Raw genomic sequence first — 23,351 nt, forward strand, 5'->3', positions numbered from 1 at the left:
GGAAATTCGCGTATATGTTGGCGATGCTGGCGCTCGGTCCGATCCTCGTTGCCATCATCCTGCTCCTGTTCAAACAGAGAGCCTGGGTATCAGCGATTGCCGGCACCGTCGTCGCTCTCATCGTCGCCTTCGCCTTCCCCACCCCCGCCTCGGTGTGGGTGGATTCCGGTATCGACTACTTCCCGCTCATCCTCGAGGTCGCACTCATCCTGCTCTTCGGGATGCTCCTGGCCCGGCTGCTCGAGGCGGCCGGTTCGATGTCGCAGATCTCCTCCTGGGTATGGTCCCAATCCCCCAGCCGACCGCTCGGCGTCGCACTCGTCGTCTTCGGCCTCGTCCCCTTCGCCGAATCGGTCACAGGATTCGGCATCGGCGTCACCGTCGGGGTGCCGGTGCTGCGCCACCTCGGATGCACCCTGCGGCAGTCGGCGATCCTCGGACTCCTCGGACTCATCGCCGTCCCCTGGGGCGCCCTCGGGCCGGGCACCACGGTCGCAGCCGCGCTGGCCGGGCTCGATGTCGACGAACTCGGCCTGGCCACGGGATGGCTCAACGCGATTCCGGTCATCATCGTCACGATCGCGGTGGTTGCGATCATGCGCCCGGGTCCTGCCTCGGCGCTGGGCATCATCGGGGCCGCCGCGCTGATGTGGGCGGGCATCCTCGGTGCCAGCATCTTCGTCGGCATGGCTCCGGCGGGAATCATCGGCTCGCTCATCGTCATCATCGCCATGGGCGCCCTCTTCGCTCTCCGTCGTCGCACCACCGGCTTCAGTCGGAGCCTGGGACGGGCCGCACTGCCCTATGCGTCGCTGACCCTCGGGCTGCTGCTGGCGCGGGCGCTGCACTCGGCCCTGCCGTCGCTTGTCACCCAGATCATCGCCTCTCCCCCGTTCTGGCTGGCCGTGGCCTGTCTCATCGCTGCGATCTCCGTCGCCGGGCGACGCAGCGTCGCCGCATCGGCGGCCCGATCGTGGGTGCCCATCGGCGTGGGAACGGCAGCGTTCATGGTCATGGGCTGGATCATGACGACGACGGGAATGAGCGCGGCCATCGGAGCGGCGATTCCCGCCGGCCTCCTCGTGCTCACCCCGCTGCTCAACTCGGCCGGCGCGGTGCTCACCGGGTCGAACACGGGGGCGAACTCGATGTTCACCGGCACGCTGACCGCGGTCGCCACCGCCTCACAGGCATCCGCACTGCAGGTCGTCGCCGCCGGCAATGCGGCCGGCTCACTGGCCGCCCTCGCCGCTCCCCCGCGGGTGGCGATGGCCGTGCAGATGGCCGATTCCTCCGGGCCCGCCTCGGCGCGCGATATCAGCTGGGCGCAGGGTCGGGCACTGGCCGTGGCCGGAATCAACGCCATGTGCCTCGGACTCTGGATCCAATTCTTCGCCTGAGGGCCCCGAACGTGCGGTCGTCGGAGGGGCGGCTCTCGCTCAGACGCGGATGATCTCGCGGGGGAAGTGCGTGAACGGTTCGCACCCGGTGTCGGTGATGAGGACCGGTTCGGACAGTTCGATGCCGTAGCCGTTCATCCACATTCCGCCGATGAGGTGGAAGGTCATTCCCGATTCGAGGATCTGATCATCCTCGGTGCGGATCGAGATCGTCCTCTCGCCCCAGTCGGGCGGGTATCCGATGCCGATCGAGTAGCCCAACCGGCTCGGCTTCTCCAATCCCGACAGCGCGAGCACACGATTCCAGGTGCGGGCGAGCTCGGCGGTGGGCACTTCGGGGGCAGCGACGTCGAGGACCGCGGTGAGCGCCTCGGCGACGACGCCCTCGAGTCGGACGAGCTCCTGCTTCGGTCGACCGGTCACCGCGGTCCGGGCCAAGGGCACGTGGTAGCGCCGGTGGACACCGGCGAGTTCGATGCTCACGGACTCATCGGCCTTGAACTGCCGATCGGTCCAGCTCAGATGCGGGGTGTCCGCGCTCTCTCCGGTGGGCATGAGCGGAACGATCGAGGGATAGTCGCCCCAGACCCCCTCACCGCCGCGGGTCTGCGCCTCGGAGATCGCTGCGGCCACTTCGTGCTGGCCGACTCCGACGCCGATGGTGCCCAGGGCCGCGTCCATGGCTGCCGTGGTCACCTTCGCCGCCTTGCGCATGATCGCGATCTCGGCCGGGGACTTCACCGCACGGATCCAGTTGACGAGTTCGAAGGAATCGACGAGTCGCCATTCCGGCACCCCGTTGACCAGGGCCCGGAAGGCGCGCGGAGAGAAGAAGTGCGAATCCATTTCGACTCCGACCGGTGAGGTCGAGGCGCGGGCGACCTCCCACCGCTGGCGCAGCGCGAACGCCACCCAGTCGAAGGGGTGGATATGGGGGCGCTGCACATAGCGCTCGGGGTAGCCGACGATGTCCTCCGGCGGAAGCCAGGAGGTGTGTGAGGCCCCGCGCGCGTCCATGTCGCGCATGAACAGCGTCATCGGACCCGACGAGGGCACGAAGAGCAGCTGCGGGGTATAGAAGGACCAGGCGTTGTAACCGGTGAGGTAATAGATGTTCGCAGGGTCGGTGACGATGAGTGCGGCCAGGCCCTGATCGACCATCCGGTTGCGCACCGACGCGATCCGGCCGAGGTACTCCTCGGGACTGAACGACAGCTCGTCGGCCCCGATCGTATCGACCTCACCGGGAACCGGCTGCGGGCGAGCTCTGACCTCCTGGCCCGCCTGCCCCTGTTCGGCACCGGGCCGCATACCGTAGACATCCGGGCGATTCTCTTCGCCGCCGTAGAACAGCTCACCCTCATTCATGACACCAGTCTGGTGACCTGTCTCACAGCCTGTCAATCACTGTCGACGCGCGTGTTGTCGGCATCGGTCGAGCCGCGGGTGGTCGATGGCGATTCTCGACATTTCTGACGAATCGAGAATCAATCTTTTTCACTTTCGACGAAATTCGCATCTCGCACGGCGCATTTCAGTCGAATCGGTGATAGATTGGGCCGAGACACACATCACGGAGGTGAAGAATGGACCAGTTCCTGCCGAACGGCAGCGGTTCCCGACTGGGAAATCTCGACGAGAAATCTAAGGCGATCATCGTCGAACTGCAGCACGACGGAAGGAAATCGTATTCGGCCATCGGCAAATCCGTGGGATTGTCCGAGGCCGCTGTGCGTCAGCGGGTCTCAAGGCTCATCGACTCCGGAGTCATGGAGATCGTCGCCGTGACCGACCCGCTGAGTCTCGGTTTCGCCCGGCAGGCGATGGTGGGGCTGAAGATCCGCGGAGACATCACCGCGGTCGCCGATCGGCTCCACGACTACGACGAGATCGACTATCTCGTCGTGACTGCAGGGTCGTTCGACCTCCTCGTCGAGATCGTGTGTGAGTCGGATCGGCATCTGATCGAGTTCGTCAACGAAGAGCTCCGCTCGATCGATGCCGTCGTGGATACGGAGCTCTTCATGTACCTCTCACTGGAGAAGCAGAAATACAATTGGGGGACACGATGACAGAGAATGTCACCAGGGCTGGCACTCCTTATCAGGAGGCCATCCGCAACAACGTGTGGATGCATATGTCACCACACCAGGCACTGTTCAACGGTGGTGAAGCGCCGGTCATCGTACGCGGCGAAGGCCACCACATCTTCGACGACAAGGGAAAGAAGTACCTCGACGGTCTCGCCGGCCTGTTCACCGTCCAGGTGGGCCACGGTCGCGAGGAGATCGCGAAGGCGATGTACGACCAGACGCTCAAGCTGCCGTTCATGCCGCTGTGGTCCTACACCCACCCGCAGGCCATCGAGGTCTCGGAACGTCTGGCCAACTACGCGCCGGGCGATCTCAACCGCGTCTTCCTCACCTCCGGCGGTGGAGATTCGGTCGAGTCGGCGATGAAGCTGGCGAAGAACTACTTCAAGCTCGTCGGCAAGCCGGGCAAGCACAAGATCATCTCGCGTGCCACGGCCTACCACGGCACACCGCATGGTGCGCTGTCGGTGACCTCGCTGCCGGGCCTGCGCGAGCAGTTCGCTCCGCTGGTGCCCGGCGCCCACAAGGTGCCGAACACGAACTTCTACCGGGCTCCCGAGCACCTCGCCCATGACGAGAAGGCCTTCGGCCGTTGGGCCGCCGACCGCATCGGCGAAGCCATCGAGTTCGAAGGCGCCGACTCCGTTGCCGCCGTCTTCCTCGAGCCCGTGCAGAACTCCGGTGGCTGCTTCCCGCCGCCTCCCGGATACTTCGAGCGGGTCCGTGAGATCTGCGACGAGTACGATGTGCTGCTGGTCTCGGACGAGACGATCTGCGCCTACGGTCGCGTCGGCGACATGTTCGCCTGCAACGACTTCGGCTACGTCCCCGACATCATCACCTCTGCCAAGGGCATCACCTCCGGCTACGCGCCGCTGGGTGCGATGATCGCCTCCGATCGTCTCTTCGAGCCCTTCGGCCCGGGTGGGGATGAGACCTTCTACCACGGCTACACCTTCGGTGGACACCCCGTCTCCTGTGCCGCGGCCATGGCGAACTTCGACGTCTTCGAGACCGAGAAGCTCAACGATCATGTGCATGAGAACGCCGCCGCGTTCAAGTTCACGCTCGAGAAGCTCAAGGACCTGCCGATCGTCGGCGATGTCCGCGGTGAGGGATTCTTCTACGGGATCGAACTCGTCAAGGACAAGGACACCAAGGAGTCGTTCACCGAAGAGGAGTCCGAGCGGATCCTCAAGGACTTCGTGTCCGCGAAGATGTACGACAGCGGTCTGTACTGCCGTGCCGATGACCGTGGAGACCCGGTCATCCAGCTCTCGCCCCCGCTGACGGTGGGCCAGAGCGAGTTCGACGAGATGGAGCAGATCATCCGCGGCGTCCTCACCGAAGCCTGGACCAAACTCTGACCCCAATTGCCACCCGACGGCGGCCCCGCAACCTCGCGCGAGGTTGCTGGGCCGCCGTCGGGTAGTTCTGGAGGGTGGAGGAAGAGGACTGCTCAGCGGCCGCGGTCGCGGAGACGGGCTTCACGGCGAGTCATCGGGGCCTGCGACTCGAGTCCGCTGACCGACGTTCCGGGTGCGACCGCCTCGGACACCCCTGCCGGGGCGCCCGCCTCCTCCGCCGGTTCGGAGCGCCGCGGCGGACGCAGGCCGGAACGGACGACGAGGACGCCGAGTCCGGTCGTCAGCGGGATCGCGACGACCAGTCCGATCGAACACACGAGGATGCTCACCACTTCCACGGACATGTCCCCGAGGGTGAACGTGTCGAACAGCGACTGGTCATGGGCGGAGACGATGATGAGCGTCATCAGCGCCGACCCGACATACGCGAAGGTGATCGTGTAGACCGTCGAGGCGATGTGGTCGCGCCCGATGCGCATCGCCCGCGCGAAGAGCTGCGCCGGCTTCATGGTCGGAGCCGCCGTTGCCAGCTCCCACACCGCCGATGCCTGAGTGATCGTGACATCGTTGAGCACCCCGAGACCGGTGATGAGGATCGCGCAGACGATGATGTCGGTCATCGCCAGGTCCGTCGTATCGACGAGGAGGTACCCGTCTTCCGAATAGGCGATGCCCAGATTCGCCCACGACGTCATCCACGCGCCGAGGAGGCCGGTGATGATGATGCCGAGCACCGTGCCGAACAGCGCCGTCGACGTCCGGGCGGAGATGCCGTGGGCGAGATAGAGCGCGACGACCATGATCGCACTCGCTGCGACCAGGGCCACCAGCAGCGGAGGTCTGCCGTCGAGCATCGCCGGAAGCATGAAGACGAACAGCACGGCACCGGCGAAGCCGAGTCCCAGCAACGCCCTCAAGCCCCGGATACCGGCGACGAGGAGGACGACGATCGCATAGATGATCGCCAGTGCCAGCATCGGCACGTTCCGGTCGAAGTCGATGAAGACGTAGTCGGCACCCAGTTCGGCCCGGTCCGGTGAGTCGGTGAAGTCGAGGACCTTGAGCGTGTCACCGACGTCGACGCCGGCTTTGACGGCATCGGGAGTGACGTAGAGGCTGCCTTCGCGGCCGTCGGCTTCGACGGTGTAGGTCGTGCAGTCGGCGCGGACCATCGGGTCCGTCTCCCCCGCCTCGCAAGCGGTGGCGTCGACGGCCGTGACAGTCGCCTCGGTGTGGGAGGTGCCTTCGGCGGAGTTCGTCGTCGGCCCGCCTCCGGGCAGATCCGTGTCCGGGTTCCCGGGCCACAGCAGCACGATTCCGACGATCGTGGCGACCACGAGCGGGATGAGGCAGGCGATCATGATCCGGCGAACGCGCGGCGAGGCATTCGGCTCGGACTGGACAGTCATATGCATGGCGGACCTTCGTTGGGTGGCGAAGCTTGAGGCGAGGCAGTGATGAGACCGGTGGTGAGGGGAGCCCAGATGGGAAGGGCCCGGGCGGCAGAGCTTTCTCCGCCGCCCGGGCCCTCCGCAGACAGATCAGGCTCCGGCGAGGTGGTCGGCCAGGTACTTCTCGACCTGATCGATGCTCACGCGCTCCTGGCTCATATCGTCGCGCTTGCGGATCGTGACCGCCTGGTCATCGAGGGTGTCGAAGTCGACGGTGATGCACAGCGGCGTGCCGATCTCGTCCTGGCGCCGGTAGCGGCGTCCGATGGCACCGGCATCGTCGAAGTCGATGTTCCACCGACGGCGCAGTCGGGCGGCGAGCTCCTTCGCCTGCGGCGAAAGCTTCTCGTTGCGGCTCAGCGGCAGCACCGCGGCCTTGACCGGAGCCAGCCGCGGGTCGAGCTTGAGCACGATTCGCTTGTCCACGCCGCCCTTCGTGTTCGGCGCCTCGTCCTCGGTGTAGGCCTCGACGAGGAACGCCATCATCGACCGCGTCAGGCCGAAGGAGGGTTCGATGACATACGGGGTGTAGCGGTCGCCGCTGGCCTGGTCGAAGTACTGCAGCTTCGTTCCGGACAGCTCGGTGTGGGTGCCGAGATCGTAGTCGGTGCGGTTGGCCACTCCCATGAGCTCGCCCCATTCCGAACCCTGGAAGCCGAAGCGGTATTCGACGTCGATGGTGCCCGATGAGTAGTGGGCTCGGTCGTCCTCGGGCACGTCGAGGCGGCGGACGTTGTCCGCGGAGATGCCGAGGTCGAGGAACCAGTTCCAGCAGTCTTCGACCCACTGCTTGTAATAGTCGTCGGCTTCGTTCGGGTGGACGAAGTATTCGATCTCCATCTGCTCGAACTCACGGGTGCGGAAGATGAAGTTGCCGGGGGTGATCTCGTTGCGGAAGGCCTTGCCGATCTGGCCGATGCCGAACGGCGGCTTCTTCCGGGCGGCGGTGAGCACGTTGTTGAAGTTCACGAAGATGCCCTGCGCCGTCTCCGGACGCAGGTAATGCAGGCCGGCTTCGGAGTCGACGGGGCCGAGGTAGGTCTTGACGAGTCCGGAGAACTCCTGTGGTTCGGTCCACTGCCCGCGGGTGCCGCAGTCGGGGCAGACGATCTCGGCCATGCCGTTCTCCGGGGCCTTCTTGTGCTTCGCTTCGAACGCCTCGAGCAGGTGGTCCTCACGGTGGCGCTTGTGGCAGTTGAGGCATTCGACGAGCGGGTCGACGAAGGTCTCGACGTGGCCGGACGCCTCCCAGACGCGCTTGGGCAGGATGATCGAGGAGTCGAGGCCGACGACGTCCTCGCGACCGCGCACGAAGGTCTGCCACCACTGGGACTTGATGTTGTCCTTGAGCTCGACGCCCAACGGACCATAGTCCCATGCCGAGCGGGAACCGCCGTAGATCTCTCCTGCCTGGAAGACGAATCCTCTGCGTTTGGCCAGGGCGATGACGGCATCCAACTTGGACTGTGCCACGATTTTCTCTCCTTGATTCAGTTCGCCGACGGCCGGCTGCCGTGGCTCGCAGGTACTACCCTAACCGGTCGAGAGCGCCCCTCCTCAACGTCGGCTCTCCACGGGGAGTTGAGTCCGGGAGGCGACTGATCTCACATCGGTTCGGCCCCTTCCGTGCCGCCTCGGCGAGGGTGCAGCATGTAGACTTTGAGTACACCCAAACCTTTCTCCGTACGGACGTCTTGCGCGTCTGTCCAAGCGAGTCCTTGGATCTATTACGGTTTCGGCCCGGATTGCTCACGATGATTGCATAAGCGGCCGCAGGGTAGATCGCCACTACAGTCATCTGCGATCAAGTGTGTGCCGACGTGAGAGAGACAACTCATGACCGATGTGTCCACAACCGACGAAACCACCCCGAAGTTCTCCGAACTCGGACTCCATCCCCTCGTGCTCAAAGCCGTCGAGGCGCAGGGCTATGAGACCCCGACCCCGATCCAGGCCGAGACCATCCCGGCCCTGCTGTCCGGCCGTGACGTCATCGGTCTGGCCCAGACCGGTACCGGTAAGACCGCCGCGTTCGCGCTGCCGGCCCTGTCCGACCTCGCCGAGGCGGGGCGCGCCGCCGATGGCCCGTTCGCTCTCGTTCTCACCCCGACCCGTGAGCTGGCGATCCAGGTCGCCGAGGCGTTCACCTCCTATGCCACCGAGCTGGCCGACTTCTCCGTGCTGCCGATCTACGGCGGTCAGGCCTACGGCCCGCAGCTGGCGGGACTACGCCGCGGAGCGCAGATCGTCGTCGGCACCCCAGGCCGCGTCATCGACCACCTCAAGCGCGGTTCGCTCAAACTCGGCAGCCTTGAGCACCTCATCCTCGATGAGGCCGACGAGATGCTCAAGATGGGCTTCGCCGAGGACATCGAGGAGATCTTCAGCCAGGTCGGTGACAACCGCCAGGTGGCACTGTTCTCCGCGACCATGCCGACGTCGATCCACCGGATCACCGGCAAGTACCTCAACGATCCGCAGGAAGTCCGGATCGCTTCGAAGTCGCAGACCGGCGCGAACATCCGCCAGCGTTACTTCATGGTCCAGCATTCGCACAAGCTCGACGCCCTGACCCGCATCCTCGAGGTCGAGGAGTACGAGGGCATCATCATGTTCGTGCGCACCAAGCAGGCGACCGAGGAACTGGCCGAGAAGCTGCGCGCCCGCGGGTTCAAGGCCTCGGCGATCAACGGCGACATCCCTCAGCAGGCTCGTGAGCGGACCGTGGAGATGCTGCGCTCGGGCAAGGTCGACGTCCTCGTGGCCACCGACGTCGCCGCACGCGGCCTCGACGTCGAGCGCATCACCCTCGTCGTCAACTACGACATCCCGCATGACACCGAGTCCTATGTCCACCGCATCGGCCGCACCGGCCGCGCCGGACGTTCGGGCGAGGCGATCCTCTTCGTCACTCCGCGCGAGCAGCGTCTGCTCGGATCCATCGAACGGGCGACCAAGCAGAAGGTCGAACCGCTGGTTCTGCCCAGCGTCGAAGAGCTGACGAACACCCGGGTGGAGAAGTTCACCAAACGCATCGATGATGTGCTCGCCACGACCGAACTGAGCGAGCTGACTGCCGTCATCGAGCAGTACGAGCTCTCCCGTGATGTCCCGGCGACGAACATCGCCGCGGCCCTGGCCTCGCTCGTGCTCGAGTCGAACACCCTCAAGGCCGAACCGATGCCAGAGCCGGTGCGCGGCAAGCCCGGCCGGGACCGGGACGGCGGCCGCGACGGAGGCCGTCCGGCCCGCGGCGGCCGTGCCCGCGATGAGAACATGACGACCTACCGTCTGGCCGTGGGACGCAATGAGCGACTCCAGCCCGGTGCTGTCGTCGGTGCGATCGCGAACGAGGGCGGAATCACCTCGAAGCAGATCGGCCACATCGACATCCGGTCGAACCACACTCTCGTCGACCTGCCCAAGGACCTCGACCCGTCCGTGCTGCGCAAACTCTCCCACACCGAGATCCAGGGCCGCCCCATCGACATCCGTCCGGATTCGGGCCGCCCGGCGCGTCCGTTCAAGAAGCGCAACTTCGACAAGCAGCCCGGCGACGGCCGCAACTTCCGCAACGATCGCCGAGGCGGGAAGAAGTTCGGAGCTCGCAGCTCCGATCGCTCCCGCGACCGTTTCTGACCCCGGTCTGACGCCCCTGTCGCACTGAGTGCATCGACGGCCCCGCAGCAGTGTGCTGCGGGGCCGTCGATGATTCACGAATGCCAGCGGGCACCCGCAGACAGCTGCCTAGGCCGTTGGGGTGTCGACTGCTCCGCCGAAACGGCGGTCACGGCGCGCGTACTCTTCGATCGCGGCCCACAGCGTGCGCCGGTCGACATCGGGCCACAGCACGTCTTGGAAGACCATCTCGGCGTAGGCGGACTGCCAGAGCAGGAAGTTCGAGGTCCGCTGCTCCCCCGAGGAGCGCATGAACAGGTCGACATCGGGCACTCCGGGCGCGTAGAGCCGCGACCGGATGGTCTTCTCCGAGACCTTCCCCGGTTTGAGCTTGCCGGCAGCCACCTCGGCGGTGATCGCATTGATCGCGTCGACGATCTCCGATCGGCCACCGTAGTTCACGCAGAACTGCAGCACCAGGCCAGTGTTGTGCTTGGTCATCTCGGCGGCGGACTCGAGTTCGTCGATGACCGATCGCCACAGCCGACCGCGCCGTCCCGACCACACGATCCGCACTCCGAGGGCGTTGAGTTCGTCGCGACGGCGACGGATGACGTCACGATTGAAGCCCATGAGGAAGCGCACCTCGTCGGGTGAGCGCTTCCAGTTCTCCGTCGAGAACGCATACGCGGACAGATACTCCACACCGATCTCGATGGCTCCGTGGACGACGTCGAGCAGCGAAGCCTCGCCGGCTCTGTGCCCTTCCGTGCGCGGCAGTCCCCGCTGGTTCGCCCACCGACCGTTGCCGTCCATGACGATGGCCACGTGCTCAGGCACGAACTTCGCATCGATGCGCGGAGGACGCGCTCCGCTGGGGTGGGCCGGTGGTGCGGGATAGCTCATGTGCTCTCCAGAACTCTCAGTGATCGGATATTGCGCTCGAGGTGCCAGGACACCCAGTCGGAGACGAGCTTCGACCCGTCGATCTGATCGTGCAGGTCGGAGGCCTCGGCCCGTTCCCAGTCACCGGAGAGCAGCGCGGCCATGTGCTCGAGCGCATCGGTGTCGGGCAGCGCCGCCCCGGACGGGCGGCAGTGCGTGCACACGGCACCGCCGAGGGACGCGGAGAACGCCCGGTGCGGTCCGGGCCGACCGCATTGTGCGCAGTCGAGCAGGCTGGGTGCCCATCCGGCCACAGACATCGCGCGCAGCAGGTAGGCGTCCAATGACAGCCGCGGCGGGTGTTCGCGATTGCACAGGGAGCGGATCGCGGAGACGAGGAGGAGGAAATGGGTGCGCGATTGGGGTTCGACCTCGGTGATGCTGCGGGCGGTTTCGGCCATCACCGAGGCGGCCGAATAGACATCGTAGTCCGTGGCGATTCCCCGTGCGAAGGGTTCGATGAGTTCGACCTGAGTGACGATGTCGAGGCTGCGCCCGACATGGCACTGGACGTCGATGAGCATAAAGGGTTCGAGTCGTGAGCCGAACCGCGATTTCGTCCGACGCACCCCCTTGGCGACGGCGCGCACGAGGCCGTGGCTGCGGGTGAGCACGGTGACGATGCGGTCGGCTTCGCCGAGCTTGTGCCCTTGGAGCACGATGCCTTCATCACGATAGTTGTGCACCCGCCCATTATCGCAGAGCGCGGCGGGGATTCCTCCCCGCCGCGCTCTGCGACCGCTGTGAGATGGGCCCGGAAGGCCGCCGGAGGCTCAGTCCCGCAGCCTCCGAGGCTCAGCCTCAGGCCCGGGCTCACCCGCTTCAGGCCTGACGGTCCCGAGCGGCGCGGTTGACGGCCGAGACGACGGCTTTGAGCGAGGCCTTTGTGATGTTCGGGTGGAGCCCTGCACCCCAGACGACACGGTCCTCGACGGCGAGTTCGACGTAGGCGGCGGCCATGGCGTCGGCACCGGAGCCGATGGCGTGCTCGGTGTAGTCCTGGAGTCTGATGTCGACGTCGAAGTTCTCGACGAGGATCTTCACGAGCGCATCGATCGGGCCTTTGCCGTGACCTTCGTAGGTGCGTTCCTGACCGTCGACGATGAGGTCGACCTCGACGCGTTCGGACGGGCCGGATTCGCCGACGGTGCCCGAGTCCGTGCGCAGGCCCACGATCTGGAAGCGGCCCCAAGCCTTGTCTTCATCGTCGGAGGGCAGGTACTCATAGTTGAAGATCTTGCGGATCTCCTCGGCGTTGACCTCGCCCCCGCCCTCGGTGTGCATCTGCACGGCGCGGGAGAATTCGACCTGCATCCGACGCGGCAGGTCAAGACCGTACTCGCTCTTGAGCAGGTAGGTCACGCCGCCCTTGCCGGACTGCGAGTTCACGCGGATGATCGCCTCGTAGGAACGGCCCAGGTCCTTCGGGTCGACCGGCAGGTAGGGCATGTCCCATTCCATGAGGTCGACGGGTGTGCCCTGGGCGTTCGCCTTCTTCTCCCGATCGGCGAAGGCCTTGTTGATCGCATCCTGGTGCGAGCCGGAGAACGAGGTGAACACGAGGTCGCCGCCGTAGGGGTGGCGTTCGTGGACACCGATCTGGTTGCATTCGGTGACGGTGTGGATGACCTCGTCGATGTCGGAGAAGTCGAGTTCCGGATCCACGCCCTGGGTGTAGAGGTTGAGCGCGACGGTCACCAGGTCGAGGTTGCCGGTGCGCTCACCGTTGCCGAACAGGCAGCCTTCGATGCGGTCGGCGCCGGCCATCATGCCCAGTTCTGCGGCTGCGACACCGGTGCCCCGGTCGTTGTGCGGGTGCAGTGAGACGGCGACATCGTCGCGGTAGGGAATGTTGCGGCAGAACCATTCGATCTGGTCGGCGTAGGTGTTCGGGGTGCCGCGTTCGACGGTGGCGGGCAGGTTGACGACGGTTTCGCGCCCGGCGGCCGGCTGCCACACGTCGAGCACGGAGCCGACGATGTCGAGAGCGAATTCGGGTTCGGTGTCGACGAAGATCTCCGGCGAGTACTGGTAGCCGAAGTCCGCATCGCCGAGCAGCGACTCCGCATGCTTCATCACCGCCTGCGTGCCCTGGAGCGCGATGTCACGGGTCTGATCGAAGCCGTCGCCGTCGAAGCCGAAGACGACTTTGCGGAAGACCGGAGCCGTCGCGTTGTAGAGGTGGACGGTGGGCATCTTCGCGCCGACGAGGGACTCGACGGTGCGTTCGATGAGATCCTCACGAGCCTGTGTGAGAACGGAGATCCTGACATCGTCGGGGATCGCGTCCTGTTCGATGATCTCGCGGACGAAGTCGAAATCGACCTGGCTGGCGGCGGGGAATCCGACCTCGATCTCCTTGAAGTCGAGCTTGACGAGGAGGTCGAACATCTTGCGTTTGCGGTCCGGGGTCATCGGGTCGATGAGGGCCTGATTGCCGTCGCGCAGATCCGTGCTCAGCCAGCGGGGGGCCTTGCGGATGAGCTGATCGGGCCAGGTGCGATCGCGCATATCGAGGGCGATGCGGTCCTGGAAGGACTTGTATTTGCCGAACGGCATGGGAGAAGGCTTCTGCAGTTTCATGATTCCTCTATCTCAGTTTCTCAACGCTTGACCAGCATAGGAAGACTCCGCGACGAGTGTGCTGTATGTTCAGGACTCGTCGCGGCAAGGAAGGAGGAGGAGGATCCTGTGAGCCACGTGCCCACCGTAATCCGATCCTCGCCGTCCGTCACACCTTTGTCCACATCCTAAGACCACCGAGGCGGTCGCCGTGTTCGCGGATCCGCTCGCTAAGAGACCACCGAGGCGGCCCCGACCCGGTCGCATTCCCTCACTTGAGGAAGTCGACCGAGGCGCGGCGAACGTTGAATCCGACTCCGGAGTCGTCGGACTTGCATTCCATGCCCTCTTCGGTCGAGGTACAGGTCATTCCCTCGGCCGAGACCGAATCGCCGTATCCGAGAACGCGTGCGGCGCCTTCGGACTCGGGCGCTTCGACACAGGAGAATCCTGCCCCTTCATTGTTCGCCACGACGATGGCGCCCCAGTCGTCGAGTCGGCAGTCATCGGGTTTCGCCGGAGGTGAGTAGTCGTAGTCCTTGATCATGCACCTCGCTCGTTCGGAGTCGATGGTGCAGGCGATGTTGCCCGACGGGGACGTGAAGGATTCCTCGGCCACGGGGGGTTCGGAGCTGCCCGAGTCGGTGGGTTCGGGTTCGTCGGTCTGGCCGATCGACGGCTGATCCGTGGGAGCAGCCGAGGTGTCTTCCGACCCTTGGGTGGCGTCCCAGGCGATATAGCCGACGATGCCGAGGGCAAGGACCAGGGCGATCGCGGCGAGCACCCACAGCCAGGCGGGGACCTTCTTCGTCTCGGGCCGCTGCCCGTAGGGCCCACCGGGTCCACCGGGTCCGCCGTATCCGCCCGGGCCCCCAGGTCCGCCCTGGCCACCGGGCCCGCCCGGTCCGTAGCCGCGTCCTGCGGCATCGGCCGGCGCGGCAGCATAGGCGGGAGCGTATCCGGCCGGGGCAGGCTGCCCCCCGCTCGAAGACGGCGCCGGTCCGCCGGGAGGCGTCGCCGCAGTCGGCTGCGCAGCCGCACCCGCGTGTCCGGCCGCCCCGAATTCCTGTCCCCACTGACCCTGCTGCGGGTGAGCTTCGGTCTCGTGCTCGGGTCCTGACGGTGCATCGGAGCTCGGCAGCGGGTTCCACTGCTTCGGCGCCGAGGCGGCTTCGGCAGCGGCGATGTCCTCGGAGTTCGCTTTGCGCGGCGCGGCCGGAAGCCCACCGGTTTCGTATCCGTCGGCAGCGGCGAGCTGGCGCAGCTCTTCGAGGCTGAGGACCTCGGTGGCGTCGGTGCCGTCGGATTCGACCATCGACCGCAGCCTCTGCAGTTCGGTCGGAGTCAGTGCTTGGGTGGAGCCATCCGCGGCCGCGGACTCGTCCTGGCCGATGAACAACTGCGTTGTGATCGACTCGGGAGACTCCTCGGCCGGTTTCCGGCGCCCGGGGCGCGGAGGATGGTTCGGCACGGGTGGAATGCTCATGAGGTCATTTTCGCATAGTCACTACCCGGGAGTTCTCATGTGGCATGAGATGATGGCCTCATGTCCAATGGTGTCCACCGGCGCGCGGGCGTGTCTGCGATCCTCGCCTTCGCCCTGCTGCTCACCGCTTGCGGCGCTGATTCCGATGGCGGCGGCGAGTCCGATGCGACCGTCGATTCCACGGCTCTGGCCGCCCCGGCACAGCAGACGAGCATCGGCGATTTCGCGGCCCCCTCGCAGGTCTCCCCGACCGGTGATGATGCGAGCGGCACCTCGAACGCCTCCGGGTCGACCACGGATTCTGCTGCGGCCAGCACCGAGTCGAACGGTCCCGCCCATGAGGTTCCCCTCCCGGGGCTCGCGCAGGAGTATGCGGACCAGATCCCCGAGGAGACGTCCCAGGTCCTCGTCGCCACGTCGGCCGATGCGCGCTCGGAGACGTCGACGCTGAGTTTCTATGAGTTCGAGGGCAAGAAGTGGAAGAAGCTCAAGACGTTCACCACGCACAACGGCAGCAACGGCTGGCTGAAGGACCGCCATGAGGGCGACAAGACGAGTCCCATCGGCGTGTTCACCCTCAGCGACGCGGGCGGGTACAAAGCCGACCCGGGCACGAAGCTGCCGTACACGCGAGACAGCCGTCTGCCCTCCTCGGCGACGGTGGCCTATGGTGCGGACTATAAGTCCGTGTTCGACTACATCATCGCCATCGACTACAACCGCAAGCCGGGGACTCCGCCCACGGACAAGACCCGTCCGATGGGCTGGGACAAGGGCGGCGGAATCTGGCTCCACCTCGATCATGATTCCGGCACCAATGGCTGTGTGACCCTCGATGAGGCCGATCTCAAGTGGATCCTGCGCACCATCGATCCCGCCGATCACCCGCGCATCGCCATGGGCCCGGCGACTGAGCTGAAGAAGTAGCAGCCGGTGCCTCGCCTCGTCATCTCCCTCGTCCAATCGATCAACGGCTCGTTCGCGCAGGACGGCTGGTCGACCGGGGTGTCGACCGACACGGATTTCCGGAACTTCATCACTCTGCGTCGGCGCGCCTCGGCGCTCATCATCGACCGACGCACCGCTCTCAATCCCCAGCTGCCGGTCATCAACGCCCCAGGCAAGGCCCTCGAGCACACGCCGGTGCACGTGCTCACGGAGTCGGATCCGGCCCCTCTGGCCCGGCAGTTGGCCGAGATCGGTGTGGACTACCGTGCCCAGCAGTTCACCCCGGGCACCATCGCCGAGGTGGTCGCCTCCTTGGCCACGCGCGCGGACACTCCGGCTGGTGAGGAGCTCATCGTCTGTGAGTCAGGCCCGAACCTCGCGTTCCGCCTGCTCGAACACCACCCGGGCGCTGAGCTGCTGCTGAGCATCAGCCCCCGGTACATCCACACCGAGGGCAGTCATTTCTCCCGTCTGCCGGCACAGATCGATCTGCGGCTCATCGATGTCCGTGACGAGGACGATCAGGTCTTCCTCCGCTACCGCCGCGCCTGACTCGAGACATGTCGGTCGCGCCCGACCCAAGACATCACTGCCGCGGCGAGTCTCATCCGTTCTCCCCACCGTGGTCCGGGCCGATCTCCGTGCTCACCTCGAAGCGGTCGGCACCGTCCACGATCGCGGCCGCGGCCGCGGCCACTTCGGCGAGTCCGATGGTCTCCACTCCCCCGGTGAGGTCGTTGCGGTCGTCGCCGCCGATGGGTGCCATGACCCGCAGTTCTCGGAAGTCCACCGTCGTCGATTCGGCGGCGGCGACCTCGATGAGCATCTTCTGCGCCGCCCCGAATACGCTGATCCCTCCGGAGCCGGGCAAGGCCTCGACGCTGGCGACGCCGTTGAACGCGAGATGAGTGAGGCGACCGGTACCCCGGTCTGCCGCCAGTCGCTCGGAGACCGCGCAGGCGGTGAAGTGTCCGCGCAGGTAGGCTTCGTAGTCGGTGTCGAACTTCGCGAGACCGCGGTCGAGTACGGGTGAGTCCATGTACCACCCGCCGATCGCGGCGACGACGGCATCGACCGGTGGTGTCTTCGCGTCGGCGAGCTCGCTGATGACCTCGTCGGCGTCGTCCACCCACCGGGGCACCACCAGCGGCTGATAGCTCGTCTCGGCTGCGGGAGGCCGGCGCACGATCCCGGTGATGCGGTGGTCGGAGCTGAGCAGCTTCGCGAGTCCCGTGCCGACGTGACCGGAGGCGCCGAAGAGGAGAATATGCATGATGCGAGTCTAAGTTGCCGCCGACATCGGGGGCCATCGGCTCGCCTCCCGGTCGGATCGGTCCCGATCTCGTCACGATAGGCTTGCCGTAGACGTCTCACCCGTGACCGCATCCCTTCCCGATCCTCTTCCCCACCGAAGGACCCATGGCCGCACGCAGCGAACTCACCCGCCTCGAAGCCTTCCTCGACGCCTTCGCCGACCGGCTGCTCCCTCGCGCACCCGCCGGCATTCGGGAGTTCCTCGCCTTCGGGATCAAACAGGCGTGGGCGTGCCTGTTCGGCGGACTCATGCTCATCGCCATCATCGGCACGTCCTGGCTCTATCCCGAGGGCGCGGCACTGGCCGGCAACGACTTCCTCGTCATCCTCGCAGTCATCATCCAGATCGGCATGCTCGCCGCACGCCTGGAGACCGGGCGCGAACTCGTCGTCATCATCGTCTTCCACATCGTCGGCACGGGCATGGAGATCTTCAAATCCGCGGTCGGCTCGTGGAACTACGCCCCCGGCGGGTTCCTCCACATCGGCGCCGTCCCCCTGTTCACAGGCTTCATGTACGCCGCCGTCGGGTCCTATCTCGTCCGCGTCTATCGACTGTTCGACTTAAGCTTCACCCATTACCCGCCGAGGTGGCTCACCGCCGTCATCGCCGCCGCCATCTACCTCAACTTCTTCACTCATCACTTCATCATCGACCTCCGCCTGCTCCTCGTGGTTCTCACCGTCGTCGTCTTCTTCCGCTGTCGGATGCATTTCAGCGTTCACCGCACGACACTGTCGATGCCGGTGCTCCTGGCCTTCGTCCTCGTCGCCTTCTTCATCTGGTTGGCTGAGAACATCGGCACCGCGGCCGGGGCCTGGCTGTATCCGAGCCAGGACGACGGGTGGCATCTGGTGCCGCTGACGAAGCTCGTCGCCTGGTTCCTGCTCATGATGATCTCCGTCGTCCTCGTCACCTTCGTCCACAAACCGAAACCGCCTGAGACCGAGACGCCCGAGGCACACGGCTGACCGTCCCGCGACCGACACTCCTGTCGAAAACGTCGATACCCCCGGTCAGGACGGTCGACACTGATACTGTGAACCGAAGGATCTTGGACGGCCGAAGGAGACTCATGGCGGCGCCCGATGCGCAGGACGAGAAGGAATCGAGCGCATTGCTCAAGGTGTTCCGCCCATCCGGCGGTTCGCATCTGTCAGTCAGCACCCGTGTACTGGTGCGTGTGCTCGCCGGCATCCTCGTCCTCGCGCTGCTGCTGACCGTCATCGGTGTCTTCCTCGTCCGCCGGTCCTTCCCCACCACCGACGGTGAGATCTCCCTGCCGGGGCTCGACGCCGCGGTCACCGTCCAGCGTGACGAATCGGGTGTTCCCACCATCGAAGCCGAGACCGCCCATGACCTGTTCGCGGCTCAGGGCTTCGTCCACGCTCAGGACCGTTTCTGGGAGATGGACTTCCGCCGCCATGTCACCTCGGGGCGTCTGTCCGAACTCTTCGGCAGTTCCCAGTTGGGCACCGACACATTCATTCGCACCCTGGGCTGGCGGGAAGTCGCCGAAGAAGAAGTGAAGAGACTCGATCCGACGACCCGGGCCTACTACGAGGCCTACGCGGACGGAGTCAACGCCTACCTCAAGGACAAGTCCCCCAGTCAGGTGTCCCTCGAGTACACCGTCCTCGGGCTGCAGTCGGGAGCGACCACGATCGAGAAGTGGACTCCTGCCGACAGCGTCGCCTGGCTCAAGGCCATGGCCTGGGACCTCCGGTCGAACCTCGAAGACGAGATCGACCGCACCATACTGACGTCCGCACTCGATCAGCAGCAGGTCGAGGATCTGTTCCCCGACTACCCGTATGCCACCCGTCCGACGATTCTCGGCGGCGTCGCCGGACACAAAGCCGCGAAGAACGGAACCCGGCGGGGTGAGGCTCCCCCGACCGCCGAAAAGCCATCAGTTGGTTCGGGCGAGGCAGGTACCGACGACGAGGAGGCGCAGGCCGGGGGCACCGTCCCCGACGTCCCGACCTCGACCGACGACCTCCTCGATCTGAGATCGACGGTCGCCTCGCTGCCGCAGCTGCTGGGCATGAACAGCGACGACATCGGATCGAATTCCTGGGTGATCTCCGGAGAGCATACGAAGTCCGGTTCCCCGCTGCTGGCCAATGACCCGCATCTGGCCCCGGCGATGCCCTCGGTGTGGTATCAGGTCGGTCTGCGCTGCAAGAAGGTCACTGACGACTGTCCCTTCGACGTCTCCGGCTTCTCCTTCTCCGGTCTCCCCGGCGTCGTCATCGGCCACAACCAGTCGATCGCCTGGGGACTGACGAACCTCGGCGCCGATGTCACCGACCTCGTGGTGGAGAAGATCCGTGACGGACGAGTCGTCCACGACGACGGCGATGAGCCGGTGCGCGTGCGCAAGGAGACGGTGAAGATCGCGAACGAAGACCCGCGGGAGATCACCATCCGCTCCACCCGCAACGGACCGCTCGTGTCCAAACTCGACAGCTCCTATCGTCGTGCCCTCGACGCTTCCACGGGTGCCGATGCGACGAACCCGAAGTCCGGTCCCGACGATGAACACTACGGTCTCGCCCTCAACTGGACGGCTCTGCGTCCGGGCACGACCGCCTCGGCGGTGTTCGCGATCAACAAGGCGACGAACTGGAAGGAGTTCCGGCACGCGGCCTCCCTGTTCGATGTTCCGTCCCAGAATCTCATCTACGCCGACGTCGCCGGCAATATCGGATACCAGGCCCCGGGGATGATCCCCCGCCGTGGCACAGCAGATGGGACCGTGCCGCGCCGCGGATGGAAATCCGATGAGGACTGGCAGGGATGGGTCGACTTCGAGGACCTGCCGAGCCTGTACAACCCCGAACGCGGCTGGATCGTGACCGCGAACAATCCGGTTGCCGCCCCCGGTGAGACCGTCGAGCTGGGCCGCGACGTCGACTACGGCGACCGGGCACGGCGCATCACCAAGCGCATCAAGGACGCGGTCAACGAGGGCAGGAAGCTGCGGCCGGTCGATATGTCCGCCATTCAGGGCGACGACCTCAATCCGTTCGCCTCGAAGCTCGTGCCCGCGGTGCTGAAGATCGACGCCGATGGTGATGAGGACATCGCCCGGGCGCAGAAGATGCTCAAGGAGTGGAGTGGCAAGGACGCCGCCAACAGTGCCGGGGCCGCCTACTTCAATGTGCTCTCCACGATCCTCCTCGACCAGGTCATCGCGGACAAGCTGCCCAAGGGGGTCTCCCCCAGCGGCGGTTCACGCTGGTACCTCGTGATGTCGAATCTCCTCGAGGATCCCGATTCGCAGTGGTGGTCGGGCAAGGGCGTCGACGGTCGGGACGAAGCACTGCGCAAGGCGATGAAATCCGCATGGTCGACGACGGAGGATCTGCTCGGGTCCGAACCCGCGACCTGGCGGTGGGGAATCCTGCACCGGCTGACGATCCGCAACGCCAGCCTCGGCGAATCGGGGATCGTCCCGATCGAGAAGCTGTTCAACCGCGGACCCTATGAGGTCTCGGGCGGTTCGGGCGTCGTCCAGGCCACCGGGTGGGATGCTTCGGTCGGCTATGAGACGAACTGGGTCCCGTCGATGCGTCAGACCGTCGACCTGTCGAACTTCGACGCGTCGAATTGGATCAACCTCACGGGTGCTTCGGGGCACGCCTTCCACCCGCATTACGACGATCAGACGAACGACTGGGCGGCCAACGTCAACCGTCCCTGGCCGTACTCGAAGCAGGCGGTCGCTGCGGCGGCCGAAGACACGCTCACGCTCAGGCCCTGAAGCGCACGCTCACGCTCTGCTGAGGATCCGGTCCTCGGCTGGCCGCTCTCTGCGATCAGGGCTTCGGCAGGATCTTCGCCTCGAGGAAGTTCGCGACATCGTCTTCCCAGCGCACCGGGTCGATGTTCCATTCCTTCGTGTGGTGGGCCTTGCTGTAGGTCGGCATCGTCACCAGGTCCCGGCGCACCGAGGCCAGGGCGTGTGAGGGGCCCGAAGGCACGAATTCGTCATCGTCGGAGTGGATGAGCAGGACGGGGACGTCGAGTTCGGCCGCCCGTGTCACCCAATCCATGCGGTCGAGGTCGAGCGGGGTCTCCAGTCCGGTGATCGGGCGTGCCCACGGCTGAGTGATCATCTCGAGGGTGAGTTTCGCGATCGGGGTCGGCAGCAGGTTCTTCTTCGCCTGTCCGTCGAGCACGTTCACCCAGTCGACGACGGGCCCGTCGAGGACGAGGGACGAGACGTAGCGCCGGTTGCGTCCGCGCGAAGCCGCCTGCAGAGCGATCGCCCCGCCCATCGACCAGCCGAAGAGGACGACGTTCTTCGCCCCGCGTGCCACGGCGCAGTCGATGGCCGCGTCGACGTCGATCCATTCGGTGTCGCCGAGGCCGTAGCGGGAGGTGGTCTCCACCCGCACCTCGGCGTCGTTGCGGTAGGACATGGCGATGGCAGGCACTCCGAGAGTGTTGAGCACCGGGGCCGCACGCAGACCCTCGGCGCGAGTGCTGGCGCGACCGTGGATGAGGATCGCCCAGGTCTCCTGCGGTTCCGGGTGATCGGTGGGCAGCAGCCAGGCGGGCAGACGCCCCGCATCGGAGCGGATCTCGATGTCGTCGAAGTTCACTCCCGCGGCCACCGGATCGGGGTAGACGATGCCGGTCCAGCGTCCGCGCCACGCGCGGCGGATGTCTCCGCGGGTCACGGAGAGGATCTCGCGTGAGACGGTGCGAGAACGCGGATCGTACTCGACGATGTCGCCGATCACTGCGTGGCCCGCGCCCTGGTTGAAGTAGAGGCCGTAGGCGCCGGGCACCGTCGTCTCTTCGTCGGCGGGCAGATGGATGCGCATATTCGGAGGGAAACCGTCGATGTGCAGGATGTCGAGTTCTTCCGGCGCATTCTCCGGAACCACGATCCTGCGGGCGAAGTAGGCGGCCAGTCCCGAGGACGCCACGGAGATCAGCGCGCCCAGTCCGGCGCCGACTCCGACAGCAGCCACCAGCAGGCGGGCGGGGAACTTCGTCTCGCGGGTCATGTAAACCTCCTGACTTCATTGTTGCCTAAGGAATGAGCAGGAGCCAAACGCTGTTGTCCCCAGCAGGGGCGAAGATCCTCTCCGCCCATGCGAACAGCAGCCGTCGACGATCACTGGAGGTCATGATGTCACAGGCACCGAACAGCAATACGGGAACCGCGCCCGAGGAGGTCCGCTGGCAGGACGTCCTCTCCCCGGAAGAATTCGCGGTGCTCAGGCAGGGTGCGACCGAACGCCCCTTCACCGGCGAGTACAACGACGAGACCGCGGCAGGAATGTATCAGTGTCGCGCCTGCGGGGCCGACCTCTTCCCCTCGGACACGAAGTTCACCTCCCACTGCGGGTGGCCGTCGTTCTACGCACCGCTGGCCGAGGACCGGGTCCGCTACATCCGCGACACCACTATGGGCATGGAGCGCATCGAGGTCCGATGCGCGAACTGCGATTCCCATATGGGACACGTCTTCGAAGGTGAGGGGTATGACACCCCGACCGACCAGCGCTACTGCATCAACTCGATCTCGCTCAAGCTCAACAACGCCGATGCCCATGGCTGAGGCGGCAACGGAGTCACAGATCGCCGAGGCGGCTGAACCGGTCCGTGCCGCGGCGACAGAGCCTGTCACCACCGCGGCGGTCGAGCCGGTCATCAGGACATTCGCCCAGCTGCAGGCCGAGGAGCTCTACGGGATCCTGCAGCTGAGGTCCCGTGCCTTCGTCGTCGAGCAGGAGTGCGTCTTCCTCGACCCCGACGGAGTGGACACTCTGCCCGAGACGCTGCACATCTTCTACCCCAGGTCGGCCTCGACGATGGCCGACACCCACGGTGCCGCCTTCGGCCGTGACCTGGCTCCATGGGCCTATGCTCGCCTGCTGCCGGCCGATGTCCCCGACGGGCCGGCCGCGCGCCCGGGAGCCCGCAGCATCAGTCGGGTTGTCACTCTCCCCGAGGCACGTGGTCAGGGATGGAGCCGCAGACTGCTGGCAGACATCGTCGATGCTTGGTCGAATTCGCCGCTGACGCTGAATGCGCAGTCGCATCTCGAGGGTCTCTACGGTTCTTTCGGGTTCGCCCCCAACGGTCCGCGCTTCCTCGAGGACGGGATCGAACACACTCCGATGGAACGCCCCGCGGACTGAAC

19 protein-coding genes are annotated in these 23,351 nt (G+C 65.7%); 10 read left to right on the plus strand and 9 right to left on the minus strand.

The features are described from left to right. The first annotated feature begins 14 nt into the window (after window positions 1-14). Window positions 15-1,400: an L-lactate permease gene (locus tag ACPUD7_RS08030; RefSeq protein ID WP_135541192.1), complete on the plus strand. Its 1,386-nt coding sequence runs from the start codon at window positions 15-17 to the stop codon at window positions 1,398-1,400. Window positions 1,401-1,439: 39 nt separating this feature from the next. Here the strand turns inward: ACPUD7_RS08030 and ACPUD7_RS08035 are convergent, their stop codons facing one another. Beyond that, complete coding sequence (locus tag ACPUD7_RS08035; RefSeq protein ID WP_205683369.1) at window positions 1,440-2,768, minus strand: M24 family metallopeptidase; 1,329 nt, start codon at window positions 2,766-2,768, stop codon at window positions 1,440-1,442. Between the two features lie 218 nt (window positions 2,769-2,986). Between ACPUD7_RS08035 and ACPUD7_RS08040 the strand changes: the two genes are divergently transcribed. Both ACPUD7_RS08040 and ACPUD7_RS08045 read left to right on the plus strand, forming a co-directional pair. Next, window positions 2,987-3,472 carry an Lrp/AsnC family transcriptional regulator gene (locus tag ACPUD7_RS08040; protein WP_135541194.1) on the plus strand — a complete coding sequence of 162 codons (486 nt, stop codon included), beginning with the start codon at window positions 2,987-2,989 and terminating at the stop codon, window positions 3,470-3,472. Then, window positions 3,469-4,860 (plus strand): aspartate aminotransferase family protein, encoded by a 1,392-nt coding sequence (locus ACPUD7_RS08045; protein WP_135541196.1) that lies wholly within the window; start codon window positions 3,469-3,471, stop codon window positions 4,858-4,860. The genes ACPUD7_RS08040 and ACPUD7_RS08045 overlap by 4 nt, the downstream gene beginning before the upstream one ends. Window positions 4,861-4,952: 92 nt before the next feature. On the opposite strand, the gene ACPUD7_RS08050 is transcribed toward ACPUD7_RS08045, so the two are convergent. Both ACPUD7_RS08050 and ACPUD7_RS08055 read right to left on the minus strand, forming a co-directional pair. Next, entirely contained in the window at window positions 4,953-6,269 is a 1,317-nt protein-coding gene (locus ACPUD7_RS08050) for a YibE/F family protein (RefSeq protein ID WP_425119575.1), read from the minus strand. Between the two features lie 132 nt (window positions 6,270-6,401). Next, window positions 6,402-7,787 (minus strand): glycine--tRNA ligase, encoded by a 1,386-nt coding sequence (locus ACPUD7_RS08055; protein WP_135541199.1) that lies wholly within the window; start codon window positions 7,785-7,787, stop codon window positions 6,402-6,404. Window positions 7,788-8,147: 360 nt separating this feature from the next. Here ACPUD7_RS08055 and ACPUD7_RS08060 point away from each other — a divergent pair, with 360 nt between their 5' ends. After that, entirely contained in the window at window positions 8,148-9,950 is a 1,803-nt protein-coding gene (locus ACPUD7_RS08060; protein ID WP_425119576.1) for a DEAD/DEAH box helicase, read from the plus strand. A gap of 108 nt (window positions 9,951-10,058) precedes the next feature. On the opposite strand, the gene ACPUD7_RS08065 is transcribed toward ACPUD7_RS08060, so the two are convergent. The 4 genes from ACPUD7_RS08065 to ACPUD7_RS08080 form a co-directional block, all read right to left on the minus strand. Then, window positions 10,059-10,835, minus strand: coding sequence for an isoprenyl transferase (locus ACPUD7_RS08065; protein ID WP_425119577.1), 777 nt, complete (start codon window positions 10,833-10,835; stop codon window positions 10,059-10,061). Beyond that, the gene (gene recO, locus ACPUD7_RS08070) at window positions 10,832-11,560 is read right to left on the minus strand and encodes a DNA repair protein RecO (protein ID WP_135541205.1); all 729 of its coding nucleotides are present in this window, start codon (window positions 11,558-11,560) and stop codon (window positions 10,832-10,834) included. The genes ACPUD7_RS08065 and recO overlap by 4 nt, the downstream gene beginning before the upstream one ends. A gap of 136 nt (window positions 11,561-11,696) precedes the next feature. Then, window positions 11,697-13,457 carry a 2-isopropylmalate synthase gene (gene leuA, locus ACPUD7_RS08075; protein ID WP_425119578.1) on the minus strand — a complete coding sequence of 587 codons (1,761 nt, stop codon included), beginning with the start codon at window positions 13,455-13,457 and terminating at the stop codon, window positions 11,697-11,699. A gap of 250 nt (window positions 13,458-13,707) precedes the next feature. Beyond that, complete coding sequence (locus ACPUD7_RS08080) at window positions 13,708-14,922, minus strand: DUF6636 domain-containing protein (RefSeq protein WP_425119579.1); 1,215 nt, start codon at window positions 14,920-14,922, stop codon at window positions 13,708-13,710. Between the two features lie 60 nt (window positions 14,923-14,982). Between ACPUD7_RS08080 and ACPUD7_RS08085 the strand changes: the two genes are divergently transcribed. Beyond that, a complete protein-coding gene (locus tag ACPUD7_RS08085) occupies window positions 14,983-15,849 on the plus strand; it encodes a L,D-transpeptidase family protein (RefSeq protein WP_425119580.1) in 867 nt (288 codons plus the stop codon). A 6-nt stretch (window positions 15,850-15,855) separates the two neighbouring features. After that, the gene (locus tag ACPUD7_RS08090; RefSeq protein WP_425119581.1) at window positions 15,856-16,422 is read left to right on the plus strand and encodes a hypothetical protein; all 567 of its coding nucleotides are present in this window, start codon (window positions 15,856-15,858) and stop codon (window positions 16,420-16,422) included. 52 nt (window positions 16,423-16,474) lie between these two features. On the opposite strand, the gene ACPUD7_RS08095 is transcribed toward ACPUD7_RS08090, so the two are convergent. Further along, complete coding sequence (locus ACPUD7_RS08095; RefSeq protein ID WP_425119582.1) at window positions 16,475-17,143, minus strand: NAD(P)-dependent oxidoreductase; 669 nt, start codon at window positions 17,141-17,143, stop codon at window positions 16,475-16,477. Between the two features lie 146 nt (window positions 17,144-17,289). Between ACPUD7_RS08095 and ACPUD7_RS08100 the strand changes: the two genes are divergently transcribed. After that, a complete protein-coding gene (locus ACPUD7_RS08100; RefSeq protein ID WP_425119584.1) occupies window positions 17,290-18,156 on the plus strand; it encodes a DUF817 domain-containing protein in 867 nt (288 codons plus the stop codon). Between the two features lie 104 nt (window positions 18,157-18,260). Further along, a complete protein-coding gene (locus ACPUD7_RS08105) occupies window positions 18,261-20,954 on the plus strand; it encodes a penicillin acylase family protein (protein ID WP_425119585.1) in 2,694 nt (897 codons plus the stop codon). Window positions 20,955-21,009: 55 nt separating this feature from the next. Here the strand turns inward: ACPUD7_RS08105 and ACPUD7_RS08110 are convergent, their stop codons facing one another. Beyond that, a complete protein-coding gene (locus ACPUD7_RS08110) occupies window positions 21,010-22,209 on the minus strand; it encodes an alpha/beta hydrolase family protein (RefSeq protein ID WP_425119586.1) in 1,200 nt (399 codons plus the stop codon). 125 nt (window positions 22,210-22,334) lie between these two features. Here ACPUD7_RS08110 and msrB point away from each other — a divergent pair, with 125 nt between their 5' ends. Both msrB and ACPUD7_RS08120 read left to right on the plus strand, forming a co-directional pair. Further along, window positions 22,335-22,766 carry a peptide-methionine (R)-S-oxide reductase MsrB gene (gene msrB / locus ACPUD7_RS08115; RefSeq protein WP_135541345.1) on the plus strand — a complete coding sequence of 144 codons (432 nt, stop codon included), beginning with the start codon at window positions 22,335-22,337 and terminating at the stop codon, window positions 22,764-22,766. Then, window positions 22,759-23,349: a GNAT family N-acetyltransferase gene (locus ACPUD7_RS08120; RefSeq protein WP_425119587.1), complete on the plus strand. Its 591-nt coding sequence runs from the start codon at window positions 22,759-22,761 to the stop codon at window positions 23,347-23,349. The genes msrB and ACPUD7_RS08120 overlap by 8 nt, the downstream gene beginning before the upstream one ends. Window positions 23,350-23,351: the final 2 nt, after the last annotated feature.

Source organism: Brevibacterium sp. FAM 24630 (assembly GCF_049804075.1).
Taxonomy (GTDB): Bacteria; Actinomycetota; Actinomycetes; order Actinomycetales; family Brevibacteriaceae; genus Brevibacterium.